Genomic DNA, 16,325 nt, shown 5'->3' on the forward strand with positions numbered 1-16,325 from the left:
CCCTGGCGGGCGGGGCGTGGGCCAGGACAAAGTAGTCTTGAGCCCATGTCCGAACGCCGCACTGTCGCCCTTGTCACTCTTGGCTGCGCCCGTAACGAGGTGGACTCGGAGGAGCTGGCAGGCCGCTTGGCAGCGGACGGCTGGGACCTCGTCGAGGACGCCGCCGATGCGGATGTCGCAGTCGTCAACACCTGCGGATTCGTCGAGGCCGCCAAGAAGGACTCCGTCGACGCGCTCCTCGAAGCCAATGACCTCAAGGACCATGGCAGGACCCAGGCCGTCGTGGCCGTGGGCTGCATGGCCGAGCGATACGGCAAGGATCTTGCCGAGGCTCTGCCCGAGGCGGACGCGATCCTGGGATTCGACGACTACACCGACATCTCGGACCGCCTCCAGACCATTCTCAACGGCGGCATCCACGCCTCCCACACCCCGCGCGACCGGCGCAAGCTGCTGCCGATCAGCCCCGCGGAGCGGCAGGAGGCGCCCGACGTGGCGCTGCCCGGCCACGCCCAGGACGTACCCCCCGAGGACCTTCCGGAGGGCGTGGCCCCCGAATCCGGGCCGCGGGCGCCGCTGCGCCGCAGACTCGGCTCCAGCCCCGTCGCCTCGGTGAAGCTGGCTTCCGGCTGCGACCGCCGGTGCTCCTTCTGCGCCATTCCCTCCTTCCGCGGGTCCTTCATCTCGCGGCGCCCCTCCGACGTGCTGGGCGAGACGCGCTGGCTCGCCGGGCAGGGTGTGAAGGAGGTCATGCTCGTCTCCGAGAACAACACCTCGTACGGCAAGGACCTCGGCGACATCCGGCTCCTCGAGACGCTGCTGCCCGAGCTGGCCGAGGTCGAGGGGATCGAGCGCGTACGCGTCAGCTATCTGCAGCCTGCCGAGATGCGGCCCGGGCTGATCGACGTCCTGACGTCCACGCCCAAGATCGCGCCCTATTTCGACCTGTCGTTCCAGCACTCGGCGCCCGGTGTGCTGCGTGCGATGCGGCGCTTCGGCGACACCGACCGGTTCCTGGAGCTGCTCGACACGATCCGCGGGAAGGCTCCGAACGCCGGTGTGCGGTCGAACTTCATCGTGGGCTTCCCCGGTGAGACCGAGGCCGACCTGAAGGAGCTGGAGCGCTTCCTGACCGGTGCGCGACTGGACGCCATCGGCGTCTTCGGGTACTCCGACGAGGAGGGCACCGAGGCGGTCGGCTACGAGAACAAGCTGGACGCCGACGTCATCGCCGAGCGGCTCGAGCACATCTCCCGGCTCGCCGAGGAGCTCACCGCCCAGCGGGCCGAGGAGCGCATCGGTGAGACGCTCTCCGTGCTCGTCGAGTCGGTGGACGAGGAGGACGGTGCGGTGGGCCGGGCGGAGCACCAGGCGCCCGAGACCGACGGCCAGGTCGTGTTCACCACGAGCGAGGGGCTGGTCCCCGGTCGTATGGTCGAGGCAAAGGTGGTCGGTACCGAAGGCGTCGACCTGGTGGCCGAGTGTCTTGTTGAGGAGGCGGGCAGATGACCGGAGTCCCGGCATCCGCCACGGGCGGTACCGGTGCGAAGCCGGTGCCCGGGGGCAAGCTGGGCGCTGCGGCCGTCAATCAGGCCAGCCTCTGGAACATCGCCAACATTCTGACCATGGTGCGGCTGGTGCTCGTGCCGGTCTTCGTGGTTCTGCTGTTCCACGGGGACGGATACGACCCGGCCTGGCGGGCCTGGGCCTGGGCCGCTTTCGCCGTTGCCATGATCACGGATATTTTTGACGGGCATCTGGCGCGTACGTACAACCTTGTGACCGATTTCGGAAAGATCGCCGATCCGATTGCGGACAAGGCGATCATGGCCGCCGGGCTGATCGGGCTTTCCCTGCTCGGGGATCTGCCGTGGTGGGTGACCGCGGTGATTCTCGCGCGGGAACTCGGGATCACGCTCATGCGGTTCTGGGTGATCAGGCACGGGGTGATCGCGGCCAGCCGGGGCGGCAAGCTGAAGACCCTCGCGCAGGGGACCGCGGTGGGGATGTACGTCCTGGCGCTGACCGGGCCACTGGCGACGCTGCGGTTCTGGGTGATGGCGGTGGCCGTGGTGCTGACGGTGGTGACCGGGCTGGATTACGTACGGCAGGCAGTGGTGCTGCGGCGGGCGGGCCTGGAGGCCGAGCGGGCCGGGGCTGGAACGCCGGTGGAGTCCTCGCGGTGACGCCCGGTTCCGCGGCACAGGTGCTGGAGCTGCTCGCCGGCCGCGGGGAGACCCTTGCGGTCGCCGAGTCGCTGACCGGCGGTCTGGTGGCCGCGGAGCTCACGTCCGTACCCGGGGCCTCCCGGGTCTTCCGCGGGTCCGTGACGGCGTACGCGACCGAGCTGAAGCGGGATGTGCTGGGCGTCGACGGGGAGCTCCTGGCGGCGCGCGGAGCCGTGGACTCCGGTGTCGCGGTGCAGATGGCGGGCGGTGTGCGCCGGGTGCTCGGGGCGGACTGGGGGGTGGCGACCACGGGTGTCGCCGGGCCCGATCCGCAGGACGGGCAGCCGGTCGGAACGGTGTTCGTCGCCGTTTCCGGGCCGGACGGGGCGGAGAATGTGGCCTCATTGCGGTTGAACGGGGACCGGGCGGAAATCCGTAGAGAGAGTGTGCGAAGCGCGCTCCGGCTGCTCTCCGGCGAACTCGCCGGGAATGCGCGGGCACAGGATACGGAACAGAACGGGGGGAATTGATGTTTGCAGCCCTGAGTGAACACGACATCGCTCCCCGCACGGCCGCAGCGCGAGGCGGTACGGTGGGGCGTGAAGGATGCGGCTACGCGGTCCGAGGAGGGAGCCACCGATGATTCTGCTCCGTCGCCTGCTGGGTGACGTGCTGCGTCGGCAGCGCCAGCGCCAAGGCCGTACTCTGCGCGAAGTCTCCTCGTCCGCCCGAGTCTCTCTCGGCTATCTTTCCGAGGTGGAGCGGGGGCAGAAGGAGGCATCTTCCGAGCTGCTCTCCGCGATCTGCGACGCGCTTGACGTACGGATGTCCGAGCTCATGCGTGAAGTGAGCGACGAGCTTTCCCTGGCGGAGCTGGCCGAGTCTGCAGCGGCCACTGCGCCGGTGCATGCGCCAGTGCGCCCGATGCTCAATTCGATCTCTGTGACGTCGATGACCGGTGTGCCGGTGTCGACGGAGCGGGTGACGATCAAGGCGCCTGCGGAAGCGGTGGACGTCGTCGCCGCTTGAGTTTTCGGCAGTCTTGTCAGCCCCGGTCGGCCCCAGTGGCCGGCCGGGGCTTTTGCGTACAAGGTGGACGGGGTAGGCGCGCCGGCACAGAGCCGTAGAGACGCATACGCATCGGAGGTCGAGCATGTCTGTCGTGAAGAGCCCGCTGTCCGAGGCCGACCTGAAGGTGGTCGGGGAGGCGCTGCAAGGGGCGCTGGTGGACCTGGTGGACCTGTCGCTGGTGGCCAAGCAGGTGCACTGGAACGTGGTCGGGCCGCGGTTCAGGTCCGTACACCTGCAGCTCGACGAGGTCGTGGACACAGCGCGGCTGCACTCGGACACGGTGGCGGAGCGGGCGTCGGCGCTCGGTGTGACGCCGGACGGGCGTGCTGCCACGGTGGCGCGGTCGAGTGCGATCGGCGAGGTGCCTTCGGGGTGGGTGAAGGACGTCGCCGCGGTGAAGGTGCTGGTGGACGCGCTGGCTGCCGTGGTGGAGCGGATGCGGGAGCGGATCGAGGCGACCGGGGACGCGGATCCGATCAGCCAGGACGTGATCATCGGGCTGACCGCGGATCTTGAGAAGCACGCCTGGATGTTCCAGGCCGAGAGCGCCTAGGGGCGCGGGGTGGTGTGCATACGCGCCGGGTTTGCACCCGGTGCGCCCTCCCGCCGGGTGATCGTGTCCGTCTAGCGTCGGCCGGAGGAGGCAGTCATGGTACTGCGGTGGGTTCCGGCGCTCGTGGTGGGCGCCCTGTGGTCGTGGGCCGTGCTGCGTCTGGTGCTGGTGCCGGGTGACACCGGTCTTGTCGAGGGCGCGGTGGCGGTCGGCGGGTGGGGGCTGAGCCTGTTGCCCGTGCATGTGACGGTGCTGCCGGGCGGGAGCGGTGGGGTCACTACCAGGGCATGGCTACGCCGCCGTTCGGGCGGAGGATCTGACCCGTCGTGAAGGCGGAGGCGTCCGAGGCCAGGTGCAGGACCGCGTGGGCCACGTCGTCGGCTTCTCCTACGCGTCCGAGCGGTGACCTGCGGACCATCGCGGACTCGATCTTCTGCTGGTGGGCCTCGTCGTGGCGGTCGGTCATGGGGGTGCGGATCCAGCCGGGGGCGACCGCGTTGACGCGGATGGCGTGCGGGCCGAGCTCGACGGCGAGTGTCTTGGTGAGCTGCACCACGGCGGCCTTGGCGGTGCTGTAGCAGAGCAGGCCGGGTGTGGCGGAGTCCATCGCCCCCGAGGCCATGGTGACGATGGAGCCGTGGGGCGTCGCGTCGGCGATCATTTTTCGGGCCGCTTCCTGGCAGGCGTACAGGACGCCCTTGAAGTTGACCGACCAGACGCGGTCCAGGTCCTCGTCCCTGGTCTCCAGGACGGTGCTGCTGTGCATGATTCCGGCGACGGCCGCCAGGATGTCGAGGCGGGTGCCGGTGGATCGGATGGCGTCGGCGAGCTGGGAGCGGTCCGTGACGTCGAGGGTGTGGGTGCGGGCCGTTGTGCCGCCGGCCTCGGCGATCAGGTCCGCTGTTTCGTGCAGGCCCTTCTCGTCGCGGTCCGCGCAGTGGACGGTGGCGCCTGCTTCCGCGAGGAGGACGGCGCCGGCGCGGCCTATGCCGCTCGCGGCGCCGGTGATGAACGCGGTGCGGCCGGTGAGGTCGTACGCCTTGATGGGCATGGCGGGACCGTACGACCGAATCTGACGGGCCGTCAACTGTGTTGGCAGGACGGGCACCAGTAGGTGGGGCGGTCGTTCTGGGGTGCCTGGAGGATCGCGGTGCGGCAACGGGGGCAGGGGCGGCCGGCGCGGCCGTAGAGGTAGACCTTGCGGACGGGGCGGTCGCGGTTGGTGTCGAGCAGCTTCTTGGCGGCGGCCACCAGGCGCTCGGGGGACGGGAGTTCACCGATGGGGAGCCAGGGGGAGGCGTGGACGAGGAAGCAGGTCTCGGACTTGAAGATGTTGCCGACGCCGGCGAGGTTGCGCTGGTCCAGGAGGGCTTCGCCGACGGGGCGGGCGGGGTCGGCGAGGAGGTTGGCGAGGGCCTTCTCCGCGTCCCAGTCGGGGCCCAGGAGGTCGGGGCCGAGGTGGCCGACGGCCTGGTCCTCGTCCTCGGTGCGCAGGAGCTCCAGGACGGGGAGGCGGTAGCCGACCGCCGTGCGTTCGGTGGTGGCGAGGACGGCGCGGATCTGGTGGTCGGGGCCGCCTCGCCAGCGCTCGCCGGGTGCGTAGACCTTCCAGGAGCCGTCCATACGGAGATGGCTGTGGAGGGTGAGGCCGCCCTCCACGCGGGTGAGGAGGTGCTTGCCGCGCGGGGTGACGTCCAGCACGGTGCGCCCGGTGAGGTCGGCGGTGGCGAACCGGGGGACGCGCAGGTCGGAGCGGACGAGGGTGTGGCCGGCGAGGGCCGTGTGCAGGCGCCGGGCTGTCTGCCAGACGGTGTCTCCTTCGGGCATGGGATCCAGTGTGCCGGTGCGGGGCTTCAGGCGCGGAGGCGGAGGCCGCGGGGGGTGGCGATGAAGCCGGCCGACTCCAGAGTGCGGCCCAGGGGGGAGGTGAGGGCGGGGGTGCCGTTGGTGCGCTCCACCGTGATCGTGCCGAGGGATCCGGCGGTCGCCGCTGCGGCCAGGGCCCGGGCCGCTGCGAGGAGGGCGGGGTCCTCGGGGTCCGTGGGCCAGGCCAGGAGAGATTTGCCGCCGCGCTCCATGTAGAGGGTGAGCTCGCCGTCGACGAGGACCACCAGGGATCCGGCCTTGCGGCCCGGCTTGTGGCCGGCGTCGGCCGGGGACTCCGGCCAGGGGAGGGCTGCTCCGTAGGCGTTGGCGGGGTCGGCCGCCGCCAGGACCAGGGCGCGGGGGTCGGATCCCGATTCCGTACGGTCGCGGGCCGTGGCTGCGGCGCGGAGGCGGTCCACCGCGCCGTCCATGGCGAACTGGGCCGCGCCCAGGCCCTCGACGACGTAACCCCGGCGGGCCTGACCGCTGTCCTCGAAGGCGGAGAGGATGCGGTAGACCGCGGAGAAGCCGCCCTCGACGCCCTCGGCCGCCACCGCTCCCCGGGTGACGACCCCGTGCCGGTCCAGGAGCGTGCGGGCCAGGGCGTGTGCGCGGTGGGTCGGGTCCGGTTCATGGACGGGGAGCAGGGACCAGCGGCCGGAGACCGTGGGCGGGCCCGTACGGGATGCGGGGCGGGCGGCCGCGGTCAGCGTTCCGTAGCGGCCGCGGGGGATCGTGCGCTTGGCGCGGTGGGCCGTGGACCCGGCGGTGCGGCCGGAGCCCAGGAGGGAGCGGAGCGGGGCCAGGGTGTCGTTGGTGAGCCGCCCCGACCAGGCCAGTTCCCAGATGGCGTCGGCCAGTTGGGGGTCGGTGCAGTCGGGGTGGGTGGTGGCGCGGATCTCGTCGGCGATCTGGCGGAAGAACAGTCCGTACCCGGGGGCGAGGGTCTTGAGGACCGACTCGTGGAGCGCGCTCAGCTCCAGGGGGTGGGGCGGCGGGAGGAGCAGGGGGGCGGCGTCTGCGAGGTAGAGGGAGATCCAGCCGTCCTTGCCCGCGAGGGCGCCCGCTCCGGCCCAGACGACCTCGCCGGTGGTGGTCAGCTCGTCGAGGAGTGCTGGGGTGTAGCCGCTGACGCGGGACGGGAGGATCAGCTTTTCGAGGGCCGATGCGGGGACGGGGGCGCCCTGCAACTGCTCGATGGCGCGGGCCAGGCCGTCGATGCCGCGCAGACTGTTGCTGCCCAGGTGCTGCCACTGGGGGAGGAAGGTGGCGAGGGCGGCGGGCGGGACCGGTTCGAGCTCGTGCCGCAGGGCCGCGAGGGAGCGGCGGCGCAGCCGGCGCAGGACGGTGGCGTCGCACCACTCCTGGCCGATGCCCGACGGGTGGAACTCGCCCTGCACCACCCGGCCCGCGGCGGCGAGGCGCTGGAGCGCCCCGTCCGTGACGGCGCTGCCCAGCCCGAAGCGGGCGGCGGCCTGGGAGGAGGTGAAGGGTCCGTGCGTACGGGCGTACCGGGAGAGAAGGTCGCCCAAGGGGTCCTTGACCGGTTCGGTGAAGGCCTCGGGGACGCCCACGGGGAGCGCCGTGCCCAGTGCGTCGCGGAGGCGGCCGGCGTCCTCGACGGAGGCCCAGTGGTCGGCTCCGGCGATGCGGACCGCAATGGCGCGGCGGGCGGACACCAGGTCGCGGGGCCACTGCGGATCGGCCCCCCGCTCCGTCAACTCGGCCTCGGTGAGCGGTCCCAGGAGACGCAGGAGGTCGGCGACGCCCTCGGCGTCCTTGATGCGGCGGTCCTCGGTCAGCCACTGGAGTTCGCGCTCCAGCTCGGTGAGGACCTCCGGGTCCAGGAGCTCGCGGAGCTCCGCCTGGCCCAGGAGCTCGGCCAGCAGGCGGGAGTCGAGGGAGAGTGCGGCGGCGCGGCGCTCGGCGAGGGGCGAGTCGCCCTCGTACAGGAACTGCGCGACGTAACCGAAGAGGAGCGAGCGGGCGAACGGGGACGGCTCGGTGGTGGTGACCTCGACCAGCCGGACCCGGCGGGACTCGATGTCGCCCATCAGCTCGGTGAGACCGGGGACGTCGAAGACGTCCTGGAGACATTCGCGGACCGCTTCCAGGACGATGGGGAACGAGCCGAACTCGCTTGCCACCTGGAGGAGCTGGGAGGCCCGCTGGCGCTGCTGCCACAGGGGGGTGCGCTTGCCGGGGCTGCGGCGCGGCAGCAGCAGGGCGCGGGCCGCGCATTCGCGGAAGCGGGAGGCGAAGAGGGCGGAGCCGCCGACCTGGTCGGTGACGATCTGGTTGACCTCGCCCTTGTCGAAGGCGACGTCGGCCGCTCCAAGGGGGGCCTGCTCGGAGTCGTACTCGGTGCCCTGGGCGGCAGGGTCGCTGTCCGGGCCGAAGTCCATCAGGTCGGCGTCGGGCAGCCGCAGCACGATGCCGTCGTCGGCATGCATCACCTGGGCGTCCATGCCGTACCGCTCGGACAGTTTGGCGCCGAGGGCCAGCGCCCAGGGGGCGTGCACCTGGGCGCCGAAGGGGGAGTGGACGACGACCCGCCAGTCGCCCAGTTCGTCGCGGAAGCGTTCGACCACGATCGTGCGGTCGTCCGGGATGTGACCGCAGGCGCGGCGCTGTTCGTCGAGGTACGACAGGACGTTGTCGGCGGCCCAGGCGTCCAGGCCGGCCGCCAGGAGGCGCAGCCTGGCGTCCTCGGGGGTCAGGCGTCCGACCTCGCGGAGGAACGCGCCCACCGCGCGGCCCAGTTCGAGCGGGCGGCCCAGCTGGTCGCCCTTCCAGAAGGGGAGCCGGCCCGGCACTCCGGGGGCGGGGGTGACGAGAACGCGGTCGCGGGTGATGTCCTGGATGCGCCAGGAGGTCGTACCGAGGGTGAAGACGTCGCCCACCCGTGATTCGTAGACCATCTCCTCGTCGAGCTCACCGACCCGGCCGCCGCCCTTCTTCGGGTCGGCTCCCGCCAGGAAGACGCCGAAGAGCCCGCGGTCGGGGATGGTGCCGCCGGAAGTGACGGCGAGGCGCTGCGCCCCGGGCCGGCCCGTGACCGTACCGGCGATGCGGTCCCAGACGACGCGCGGCCGCAACTCCGCGAAGGCGTCCGAGGGGTAGCGCCCGGCGAGCATGTCCAGGACCGCGGTGAAGGCCGATTCCGGCAGTGAGGCGAAGGGTGCGGCACGCCGGACCACTGCGAGGAGGTCGTCGGCCTGCCAGCTGTCGAGGGCGACCATGGCGACGAGCTGCTGGGCCAGGACGTCCAGGGGGTTGGCGGGGACGCGCAGCGACTCGATGGAGCCCGTGCGCATCCGCTCGGTGACCACGGCTGCCTGGACGAGATCGCCGCGGTACTTGGGGAAGACGACGCCCGTGGAGACCGCGCCCACCTGGTGTCCCGCACGGCCCACGCGCTGCAGGCCGGAGGCAACGGACGGCGGTGACTCCACCTGGATCACCAGGTCCACCGCGCCCATGTCGATGCCCAGTTCCAGGCTGGAGGTGGCCACCACCGCGGGCAGCCGGCCCGCCTTGAGGTCCTCCTCGACCAGGGCACGCTGTTCCTTGGAGACCGAGCCGTGGTGGGCGCGGGCGAGGAGCGGTGGGGCTCCCTTGGCGGCGCCCGATTCGGCCATCACCTCCGCCGGCGAGTGCGCTTCGGGCAGCTCCTCGCCGGTGGCGCGCTCGTACGCGATCTCGTTGAGGCGGTTGCAGAGACGCTCCGCCAGGCGGCGGGAGTTGGCGAAGACGATCGTCGAGCGGTGAGCCTGGACGAGGTCCGCGATCCGCTCCTCCACCTGCGGCCAGATCGAGGGCTTGTCGCCGCTGCCCGAAGCCTCGGAGGCGGGCGAGCCGCCCAACTCGCCCATGTCCTCGACCGGGACGACCACCGAGAGGTCGAACTCCTTGCCCGAGGGCGGCTGTACGATCTCGGCTTTGCGCTGCGGCGAGAGATAACGCGCGATCTCGTCCACGGGACGGACCGTCGCCGAGAGGCCGATTCGGCGGGCTGGCCGCGGCAGCAGCTCGTCCAGACGCTCCAGCGACACGGCGAGGTGCGCGCCGCGCTTGGTGCCCGCGACGGCGTGCACCTCGTCCAGGATCACCGTCTCGATGCCGGTCAGCGCATCGCGCGCCGACGAGGTCAGCATCAGGAACAGCGACTCGGGCGTCGTGATCAGGATGTCCGGCGGCCTGGTCGCCATCGCACGCCGCTCGGAGGCAGGGGTGTCCCCGGAGCGGATGCCGACGCGGATGTCGGGCTCCGGCAGACCGAGCCGTACGGACTCCTGGCGGATGCCCGTGAGCGGGCTGCGCAGATTCCGCTCGACGTCGACGGCCAGGGCCTTCAGCGGCGACACGTACAGCACCCGGCAGCGCTTCTTCGTGTCCGCGGGCGGCGGCGAGGAGGCCAGGGAGTCGAGCGCGGCGAGGAAGGCGGCCAGCGTCTTGCCGGAGCCGGTCGGGGCCACGACCAGCACGTCGGAACCCTCGCCGATCGCCCGCCAGGCTCCGTCCTGGGCGGCGGTGGGCGCGGTGAAGGCCCCCGTGAACCAGGACCTGGTCGCGGGGGAGAAGGAATCGAGCGCTGTCCTCGCCATGCCCCCATCGTGCACCCTACCACTGACAACCGCCCGGACCTGCGAGAATCGATGCATGGGCGAGGGGGAACAGGCGCGGTACTGGAGTTACGAGCAGCTGCCGGGAGTCGATCTGCTCCGTGCCCGCTACATCGGGCACACCTTCCCCCGGCACAGCCACGAGGGGTATGTCTTCGGCACGATCAGCTACGGAGTCGAGGACGTCGGCCTGCCCGGTGGGACCGTGCACGCAGGTCCCGGCACCGTCGTCATGATCAACCCGGAGGTTCCGCACACCGCCCGCGCCGGAGTCCCCGAGGGCTGGAAGTACGCGACGCTCTACCCCTCGGCCCAGGTGATCGCCGACATCGCCGCCGAGACGACATCCGTCCGCGGCACTCCTGGATTCGCCGAGACCGACGTGGTGGACTTCCAGGCCGCCAGACTGCTGCGCGAAGTGCACCGGGCCGCCGAGGAGGGCAACGCCCTGGCCGCCGACAGTGTGCTGCGGATCATGGTCGCCAGGCTGCTGCGCCTCCACGGACAGACCCTGCCCACCCTCGCGCCCCGCTCGGCGGGCGCCCGCGACGCAGCCCGGGCACGCGCCGTACTGGAGGAGCGGATGACCGATCCGCCGTCCCTGGAGCAGCTCGCCACCTCGCTCTCCACCAGCCCGTTCGCGCTGCTGCGCGCCTTCAAGCAGCAGTACGGGATGCCGCCGCACACCTGGCTCACCAATGCGCGCGTCCGCCGTGCCCGTCATCTCCTGGACGCCGGCACGCCCCCCGCGGATGCGGCCGCCGCCGTCGGTTTCAGCGACCAGCCGCACCTCAACCGGCACTTCACGCGCATGGTCGGGGTCCCGCCCGGGGCCTATCAGCGCGAGCGCGCAAGAACGTACAAGACGGCCGGGGACCTCCCCTCGTAACGTCCCTGGTGTGGCAACAGAACAAGCAACACCCGAACACATAGACACCGGGGCCGAGGCCGGCGCCAAACCCGACTCGGCCGTCATCAGGGACGCCCTCGGCGTCGGCGTCGCCGTGGGGCTCTCCGGATTCGCCTTCGGGGTGACCTCGGCAGGATCCGGGCTCAGCCTCCTGCAGACCTGCGTGCTGAGCCTCCTGGTCTTCACCGGGGCATCCCAGTTCGCACTGGTCGGCGCGCTCGCGGCGGGCGGCAGCCCGTTCACCGCGGCCGCGGGCGCCTTCTTCCTGGGCGTACGGAACACCTTCTACGGGCTCCGGCTCTCCCAGCTCCTGGCCCTGCCGCGCGTGGTGCGCCCCTTCGCCGCGCACTGGGTGATCGACGAGACCGCGGCCGTCACGCTCGCCCAGCCGACCCGGCGCGCCGCCCGGATCGGTTTCACCGCCACCGGACTGACCCTCTACGTGCTGTGGAACCTGACCACCCTGATAGGTGCACTCGGCGCGCAGGCCATCGGCGACACCAATGCGTGGGGTCTGGACGCGGCCGGTCCCGCCGTCTTCCTGGCGCTGCTCGCCCCCATGCTCCGTACGACGACCGAACGGACCGCCGCCGCACTCGCCGTCCTCCTGGGCCTCGGCCTCCTGCCGGTGCTGCCCGCCGGAGTGCCCGTCCTGGTCGCCGCACTCGCCGCGCCCGCCGTGCTCTTCCTCAAGGGACGCACGATGACCAACCCTGCCAAGGAGGAGGACCGTTGAACATCTGGATCGCCATCGTCGCGACCGCCGTCGGCTGCTATCTCGTCAAGCTGCTCGGGCTGCTCGTCCCTGCGGGCGTACTGGAGAAGCCGCTGGTCAAGCAGTTGTCCGCGCTGCTTCCTGTCGCTCTGCTGGCCGCACTCACCGCTCAGCAGACCTTCGGCGACGGCCAGCACCTTGTACTGGACGCGCGGGGCGCGGGGCTCGCGGCGGCGGCGCTCGCTCTGGTGCTGCGCGCCCCCTTCCTGGTGGTCGTCGCGGCCGCCGTGGTGGTCACGGCAGGTGTACGGGCGCTGGGCTGAACCCCGCACCCGTACACACGCTCCTCAGTGCGCGGGGGAGAGGGCAGGCGCGCCCGTCTCCGCCACACCGAGGCGTCCCGCGTCCCGCTCCGGCCGCAGCAGGAACACGGCGAGCACTCCGGCCACCGCGACCAGGCCCGCCATCAGCAGATACGCCGTGTGGTAGCCGGCCGCCGTGGTCGCCGCCCCGTCCACCAGACGGCCTGTGACCATCGGCGAGAGGATGCCGGCGAGCGCGTAGACGAAGGCCAGCGCGCCGAGTGCCACGCCCCGCTGCGAGGGCGGGGTGATCCGGGCACAGGCCGTCTGCGAGATCGTGAGGATCACATTGGTCAGCGCCATCGGGCCGACCATCAGCGCGATCTTCACGCCGACCGCGTCGACCTGCGCGAACGCGGCGATCGACACGGCCGCCACACACATCACCAGGCCGCCTCCCGCCCCTGCGGCGAACCTCGTCCGCCCGCTGGGGCGCTGAGCGGCACGCCGGGCGAGCAGACCGTGGGTGAGCAGGACGGCACCGTTGCCGACGGCCACGCCCGTGACGACCGCGCCCGACTGCTTGAGGGTCAGCCCGGTCACCTTCTGCAGATAGTCCGGCGCCCAGGTCAGGCCCGCCGACAGCATCCAGTAGGCGGCGAAGGCCCCGAAGGCGGCGGTCAGCCACGTGCCCGACAGCAGGATCCTCCGGTACGGGACGGCAGCCGGATCCGCGGCGGGCGAGGCCTTCTTGAGGAGGGGCGGCGCGAGCGGCCCCTCCTTCGACCGTACGATCCAGAAACCCGACCAGACCAGTCCCACGAAGCCCACGATCCCGAACGCCCAGCGCCAGCAGAGCCGTTGGTCGTCGAGTTGTGCAGGGGCGCGGTGGCCCACTGGCATCCAACGGGCAGGGAATTGAATCTCCGTCCGATAGGTCACTCGTTCGACGGAACGGGCTGTATTTATTGCCGGAAGCGCGCCGAGCGCGATTGTGCCGGACTAGGCTCGGCAGCAAGGTCGCGAGCCCGTTGAAGGCACGAACCGGAGCGATCCGGGGACACGGTTGTAGTTGGCGTTCGAGCGGTCTGGAGTCGCCGGGTGCGCCCGGCGTGGGGCCTTGTCACCGGTCCCGCACCCGTAGTTCGGGTGGATGCGATCCGTGGCCGTCCCGTCGTCGGGGGTAGCCGGAAGCGCGAATCGGTGTGGACACGACTGGGCGTACTTGCTCAGTACGCTCACGGCCGAGACGGTGACCAGCATGAAGGCGAGCAGGGGCCAGATGGTGCCTCCGGCCCGGTGCGGTACAGCTGCCGCACCGGGCTTGCTCCGGCGCGTGCGCCGTCACCGCGGCCATCACGCCTGCACCTCGCCGCCGCAGTCGCACGTGTCGTCGTCGACGACGCCCACGCTGATCGCTCCGGCGGCCCGCTTGCGGCCCGCCTCGGTGCGCGTCAACTCGGTCTCGACGTCCGTGCCTTCGGCCACGGCGGCCGATTCGGCGGCGGCCCAGTTGAAGATCCCGCGCGCCATCGTGGACGTCTCCGTCCGTGCCCGCCGGGCATAGACCTCGGCGCGTATCCGGGCCACCTCGACATCGGCCGGCGAAGCCAGCGCCGCTGTCTCGGCCAGGTGCGAGGCCAGCCGCAGCTCGCCCTCCGCCAGCAGGGCCGCCGCCCGCCGCGCCAGGACGAGCGCGCCGCCCGCGGCGGTCGCGAACTCGGCGGCGAGCGCCGCGTCGGGGGCCGGCTTCAGGTGGGCGGGGTTCTGGTCGTACCAGCCGCCCCAGAGCCGCCACAGATTGCGTACGACGAACTCCGGCTCGTCGTAGGCGGGGTGCAGATAGGGCTTGTCGAGCAGCTCCTGCGGGACTTTCACCCCGTGCAGTACGGCATCGAGGCGGTGGCCCGCGTTCATCAGCGCGCGCGTCTGCTCGCAGAGCGACTCCAGGAGGCGTGCCGTGTCGTCAAGCGCCTGGTGGACCCGGCTCGCGCCGACGATCGGCACCCCGTGTCCCGGCAGCAGCAGCTCCGCGCCCAGCTCCTGCATCGCACGCAGCGCGCGGGCCCAGTCCTCCGGGTAGCGCTGAACCTTCTGCGGGTTGCCGGCGTTGGGGGAGTTCCAGATGAAGAGGTCGCCCGTGCAGAGCGTCTTGAGCTCGGGGATCCACACATAGGTGTGGTCGTCCGTCTCCCCGCGCGCGTGGACCAACTCGAAGGTGAGGTCGCCGCGCTCGACGGTCAGACGCTCCGAATAGGTGGTGTCGGGGTAGCGGTAGGCCGTCGGCCACTTGATGGACGGGACGCCGAACTGCCTGCGGTTGATCCACGTGTTGTAGCCCGCGGTCTGGATGTAGCGGTCGAAGCGCGCCGTGACCGCCTGGTGCGCGATCACCTCGGGCCGTGTGCCGCCCGTCTCCTGGGCCTGCCGGTCGAAGGGCCAGACGCCGAAGATGTGGTCGACATGGCCGTGCGTGTAAACGATCGAGTGAACCGGCTGGTCGCTGAAGGCCCGTACCGCGGTGTGCAGTTGCCCGGCCGTACGGAAGTCGCCCGAGTCCACCAGCACCAGTCCGTCCCCGGTGTCGAAGACCGCGACATTGGCGAAGGCGGGGAAGAAGCCGACCCGGTCGCGGACGGGGACGAGTTCGTCACTCGTGTACGCGCCTGTGTGATGGGCCAGCAGATTCTCCTCGCCGCGCCACACGCGGTCGATGTATCCGAGGTAGTTCTGCGGGGTGTGCTCGGTCATACCAGCGGCTCCTTCGGTGCTGTGCGGCAGGTCACGGCAGGTCACTGCCCCCACGAGTCTCGGACGGGAGAGTGACCTGGGACACCCGCTCTCGTCACACGCGTCCCGCGTGCGTAATGTGACGCGTCACAACCCCTGGGTGCGGACGGTGAAGGAGAGGCCATGGATCAGCCCCCCGAACTGTCCACCGCGGCCCGTGCCCTCGCCCTGCGCTGCGAGCCCCGGGTCAACGAGCTGGCGCGGCGCATGGCCCGGGAGTCCTTCGAGGAGCTCCCCGGGTACGCCGAACTCCCCGACGACGTCAAAGACCTGGAGATCGCCGCCACCGCGCGTCACGGCGTACGGCTCTTCCTGCGCCGCGTCGCCGAACCGCACCCCAGCCCCGGCAGCCACCGCCTCTTCCGCGAACGCGCCGCCCAGCGCGCCGAGGAGGGCATGCCGCTCCATCTGCTGCTGCGCACCCACGCACTGGGGATGTACGTGCTGTGGGAGGCCCTGCGCGAAGCCGCGGGACCGGGCGACGAAGCGGCACTGCTGGAACTCGTCGACCTGCTCCTGCGTTCACACCACACGATCGTCGGCGCCGTCGCCGAGACCTACCTCGACGAGCGGTCGGCGCTCGAGGCCGAACAGCGCGCCCAGCGCCGCTCCCTGGTCCGTGGGCTGCTCGACGGCATGCTGGCGCCCGGTCATGCCCTCCTGGAGCAGCTCCGGCTCGAGGGACCGGCCCTGGTGCTGGCGATCTCGCTGGATATCGGCCCCGCCGCGGCCGAGGGGCCCGTGGCGGTGCGCCGCAGGCTGCGCCGGGTCCAGACGGTCCTCGACCACGCCTTCGGTACGGAGGTGCTCGCCCTCCTGGACGCGGAGTCGGGGAGGGCCGTCGTACCCAAGGGCTGCGAGCCTCCGGCGGACCTGGCCAGGGCGGTCAGCCGGGCGTGCGGCCTGGAGGTCCGTATCGCCGCCGTGCCTGCCGACGACCCCGGGGCGATACCGGACGCGGCCCGCACCGCGGGGGAGATCCTGCGCGTCGCGCGCGCCTGCGGGCTGCCGCCGGGGCTGCACCGCATCGACGACGTCCTGCTGGAGTTCCACCTCTCGCGCCCCAGCGAGAGCAGCCACCGCATCGCCGCCCTGCTCGACCCGGTCGCCGACCGGCCCGAGCTCATCGACACCCTCCGTACGCACCTCGCCGAGCAGCAGGACCGGCGCGCCACCGCCCAGCGCCTCGGACTGCACCCCAATACGGTCGACAACCGGCTCGCGAAGATCGCCGAGCAGACCGGCATCGACCTGGCCTCGCCGCGCGGCACCGCGCTGGTGATCGCGGCACTGCTGCTGCGCGAGGAGTGAGGGGCGGGCGCCGC

The 16,325-nt window shown here is 71.7% G+C and carries 15 protein-coding genes; 10 read left to right on the plus strand and 5 right to left on the minus strand.

Annotated elements, in window-relative coordinates; genetic code table 11:
- The first annotated feature begins 45 nt into the window (after positions 1-45).
- From rimO to OG707_RS30235, 6 genes are all read left to right on the plus strand, one after another.
- Positions 46-1,509 carry a 30S ribosomal protein S12 methylthiotransferase RimO gene (gene rimO, locus OG707_RS30210; protein ID WP_329123842.1) on the plus strand — a complete coding sequence of 488 codons (1,464 nt, stop codon included), beginning with the start codon at positions 46-48 and terminating at the stop codon, positions 1,507-1,509.
- On the plus strand, positions 1,506-2,186 hold the full coding sequence (gene pgsA / locus OG707_RS30215; RefSeq protein WP_329123843.1) for a CDP-diacylglycerol--glycerol-3-phosphate 3-phosphatidyltransferase: 681 nt from the start codon (positions 1,506-1,508) through the stop codon (positions 2,184-2,186). Before rimO ends, pgsA begins: the two co-directional genes overlap by 4 nt.
- Complete coding sequence (locus OG707_RS30220) at positions 2,183-2,698, plus strand: CinA family protein (RefSeq protein WP_329123846.1); 516 nt, start codon at positions 2,183-2,185, stop codon at positions 2,696-2,698. Before pgsA ends, OG707_RS30220 begins: the two co-directional genes overlap by 4 nt.
- A 109-nt stretch (positions 2,699-2,807) precedes the next feature.
- The gene (locus OG707_RS30225; RefSeq protein ID WP_329123849.1) at positions 2,808-3,197 is read left to right on the plus strand and encodes a helix-turn-helix domain-containing protein; all 390 of its coding nucleotides are present in this window, start codon (positions 2,808-2,810) and stop codon (positions 3,195-3,197) included.
- A 124-nt stretch (positions 3,198-3,321) separates the two neighbouring features.
- Complete coding sequence (locus OG707_RS30230; protein ID WP_329123850.1) at positions 3,322-3,792, plus strand: Dps family protein; 471 nt, start codon at positions 3,322-3,324, stop codon at positions 3,790-3,792.
- Between the two features lie 96 nt (positions 3,793-3,888).
- Positions 3,889-4,122, plus strand: coding sequence for a hypothetical protein (locus tag OG707_RS30235; protein ID WP_329123852.1), 234 nt, complete (start codon positions 3,889-3,891; stop codon positions 4,120-4,122).
- On the opposite strand, the gene OG707_RS30240 is transcribed toward OG707_RS30235, so the two are convergent.
- From OG707_RS30240 to OG707_RS30250, 3 genes are read right to left on the minus strand one after another with little or no spacing between them, the layout of a single operon-like run.
- On the minus strand, positions 4,070-4,843 hold the full coding sequence (locus OG707_RS30240; RefSeq protein ID WP_329123854.1) for an SDR family NAD(P)-dependent oxidoreductase: 774 nt from the start codon (positions 4,841-4,843) through the stop codon (positions 4,070-4,072). The two genes, OG707_RS30235 and OG707_RS30240, sit on opposite strands and share 53 nt — an antisense overlap.
- Positions 4,844-4,875: 32 nt before the next feature.
- On the minus strand, positions 4,876-5,619 hold the full coding sequence (locus OG707_RS30245) for an Fpg/Nei family DNA glycosylase (RefSeq protein ID WP_329123856.1): 744 nt from the start codon (positions 5,617-5,619) through the stop codon (positions 4,876-4,878).
- 26 nt (positions 5,620-5,645) lie between these two features.
- Complete coding sequence (locus OG707_RS30250) at positions 5,646-10,265, minus strand: ATP-dependent helicase (protein ID WP_329123858.1); 4,620 nt, start codon at positions 10,263-10,265, stop codon at positions 5,646-5,648.
- 55 nt (positions 10,266-10,320) lie between these two features.
- Between OG707_RS30250 and OG707_RS30255 the strand changes: the two genes are divergently transcribed.
- The 3 genes from OG707_RS30255 to OG707_RS30265 are packed head-to-tail and all read left to right on the plus strand — an operon-like array spanning position 10,321 to position 12,231.
- Positions 10,321-11,172, plus strand: coding sequence for a helix-turn-helix domain-containing protein (locus tag OG707_RS30255; RefSeq protein ID WP_329123860.1), 852 nt, complete (start codon positions 10,321-10,323; stop codon positions 11,170-11,172).
- 10 nt (positions 11,173-11,182) lie between these two features.
- A complete protein-coding gene (locus OG707_RS30260; protein ID WP_329123862.1) occupies positions 11,183-11,929 on the plus strand; it encodes an AzlC family ABC transporter permease in 747 nt (248 codons plus the stop codon).
- On the plus strand, positions 11,926-12,231 hold the full coding sequence (locus OG707_RS30265) for an AzlD domain-containing protein (protein WP_329123864.1): 306 nt from the start codon (positions 11,926-11,928) through the stop codon (positions 12,229-12,231). The genes OG707_RS30260 and OG707_RS30265 overlap by 4 nt, the downstream gene beginning before the upstream one ends.
- Positions 12,232-12,255: 24 nt before the next feature.
- Here OG707_RS30265 and OG707_RS30270 read toward each other — a convergent pair whose 3' ends face one another.
- Together OG707_RS30270 and OG707_RS30275 are read right to left on the minus strand one after the other, a co-directional pair.
- Positions 12,256-13,113, minus strand: a complete 858-nt coding sequence (locus OG707_RS30270) for an MFS transporter (protein WP_329123866.1) — start codon at positions 13,111-13,113, stop codon at positions 12,256-12,258.
- A 453-nt stretch (positions 13,114-13,566) separates the two neighbouring features.
- On the minus strand, positions 13,567-14,961 hold the full coding sequence (locus tag OG707_RS30275; RefSeq protein ID WP_329123868.1) for an alkyl sulfatase dimerization domain-containing protein: 1,395 nt from the start codon (positions 14,959-14,961) through the stop codon (positions 13,567-13,569).
- 162 nt (positions 14,962-15,123) lie between these two features.
- Between OG707_RS30275 and OG707_RS30280 the strand changes: the two genes are divergently transcribed.
- Entirely contained in the window at positions 15,124-16,311 is a 1,188-nt protein-coding gene (locus OG707_RS30280) for a PucR family transcriptional regulator (RefSeq protein ID WP_329123870.1), read from the plus strand.
- Positions 16,312-16,325: the final 14 nt, after the last annotated feature.

Source organism: Streptomyces sp. NBC_01465 (assembly GCF_036227325.1).
Lineage (GTDB): Bacteria > Actinomycetota > Actinomycetes > Streptomycetales > Streptomycetaceae > Streptomyces.

What these genes read in the sequence shown, in the direction of transcription:
- pgsA (WP_329123843.1), top strand. Translation starts at nt 1,506, where the DNA reads ATGACCGGAGTCCCGGCATCCGCCACGGGCGGTACCGGTGCGAAGCCG.
- OG707_RS30225 (WP_329123849.1), top strand. Translation starts at nt 2,808, where the DNA reads ATGATTCTGCTCCGTCGCCTGCTGGGTGACGTGCTGCGTCGGCAGCGC.
- OG707_RS30240 (WP_329123854.1), bottom strand. Translation starts at nt 4,843, where the DNA reads ATGCCCATCAAGGCGTACGACCTCACCGGCCGCACCGCGTTCATCACC.
- OG707_RS30245 (WP_329123856.1), bottom strand. Translation starts at nt 5,619, where the DNA reads ATGCCCGAAGGAGACACCGTCTGGCAGACAGCCCGGCGCCTGCACACG.
- rimO (WP_329123842.1), top strand. Translation starts at nt 46, where the DNA reads ATGTCCGAACGCCGCACTGTCGCCCTTGTCACTCTTGGCTGCGCCCGT.
- OG707_RS30255 (WP_329123860.1), top strand. Translation starts at nt 10,321, where the DNA reads ATGGGCGAGGGGGAACAGGCGCGGTACTGGAGTTACGAGCAGCTGCCG.
- OG707_RS30270 (WP_329123866.1), bottom strand. Translation starts at nt 13,113, where the DNA reads ATGCCAGTGGGCCACCGCGCCCCTGCACAACTCGACGACCAACGGCTC.
- OG707_RS30250 (WP_329123858.1), bottom strand. Translation starts at nt 10,265, where the DNA reads ATGGCGAGGACAGCGCTCGATTCCTTCTCCCCCGCGACCAGGTCCTGG.
- OG707_RS30280 (WP_329123870.1), top strand. Translation starts at nt 15,124, where the DNA reads ATGGATCAGCCCCCCGAACTGTCCACCGCGGCCCGTGCCCTCGCCCTG.
- OG707_RS30230 (WP_329123850.1), top strand. Translation starts at nt 3,322, where the DNA reads ATGTCTGTCGTGAAGAGCCCGCTGTCCGAGGCCGACCTGAAGGTGGTC.
- OG707_RS30235 (WP_329123852.1), top strand. Translation starts at nt 3,889, where the DNA reads ATGGTACTGCGGTGGGTTCCGGCGCTCGTGGTGGGCGCCCTGTGGTCG.
- OG707_RS30275 (WP_329123868.1), bottom strand. Translation starts at nt 14,961, where the DNA reads ATGACCGAGCACACCCCGCAGAACTACCTCGGATACATCGACCGCGTG.